This window comes from Frankia sp. CeCAU1 (genome assembly GCF_977971845.1).
Window position 1 is genome coordinate 33475 of sequence record NZ_CDWWXA010000016.1, and the last position, 1091, is coordinate 34565.

General features: G+C 73.1%; 1 protein-coding gene. It reads right to left on the reverse strand.

Features of this window, described 5'->3' with window-relative positions:
* Positions 1-126: 126 nt before the first annotated feature.
* Positions 127-1091 (reverse strand): HAMP domain-containing sensor histidine kinase (locus tag AC08OO_RS05275; RefSeq protein WP_476618283.1); only part of this gene is annotated, 965 nt, incomplete at its 5' end.

Consider the following 1091-nt stretch of genomic DNA (forward strand, 5'->3'; position numbering starts at 1 on the left):
CCGGGTCGATGGCGGGGTCCACTACCGGCGTCCCAGCGGGCTGCGGTCCCGCCGGGGCGGTGGGACCGGCGGGGGACGCGGGGGACGTAGACGCGGGTGCGGTGGGCACGGCGGGGCATTCGGAAGTCACGGCCTGGGATTCTCGCCCGCGCGGTCCGGAGGCGAAGCAGCGCCGTCCGGCGGGTTCGGCGCCGGACCCGGTGTGGTGGCCGGGCCCAGCGGACCGGGGTCGTCAACGACCGGCAGCCGCATCCGCAGCAACGCCCCGCCACTCGGGGAACTCTCCGCGGTGACGGTACCCCCGTGGGTGTGCACGGCATCCGCGACGATCGCGAGGCCGAGCCCGGATCCGGGCAGGCCCCGCGCGGAGGTGGCCCGGTAGAAGCGGTCGAACACCTGCACGCGGTCCTCCGGCGCGATGCCCGGTCCGTCATCCGCGACGGTTACCTCGCCGTCCCGGGAGCCGACCCGGACGACGGAGGCGGGCGGCGAGAACTTCACGGCGTTGTCGAGCAGGTTGGTGATCGCCCGTTCGAGCATGTTCGCCCGCCCGTCGACCGTCGAGGGCGTCGCGTTGACCTCGATGCTGATGCTCTTGCCGGTGGCGCGGCGCCGGGCCCGTTCGGCCGCGGCTCGCACGATCTCCGCGAGATCGAGCCGTTCCACCTCCTCGGTGGGCGCCTCGTCCCGGGCGAGCTCGACCAGTTCGCTGACGAGGCCGGACAGTTCGCGCATCTGCGCGTCCACGTCGCGTAGCAGTGCCTCATGGTCGGCCGCGGGCAGCGCGCGATGCGGGTTCGCCTCGGCGCGCAGCAACAGTTCGATGTTCGTACGCAGGCTCGTCAACGGGGTGCGCAGCTCGTGGCTGGCATCGTCGACGAGCTGGCGCTGGCGGGCCCGAGATGCCTCCAGCGCGCGCAGCATGCTGTTGAGGCTCTCCGCCAGCCGGGTGATCTCGTCGGATCCGGTCACCGGGATGAGCGCCGACAAATTCTGGGTGCGAGCGACCTCCTCGGCTGCCGCGGCCGCGGCGTCAACGGGTTTGAGCGCGGCACGTGCCACGATCTGTCCGGCGAGCACCGAGCCGACCA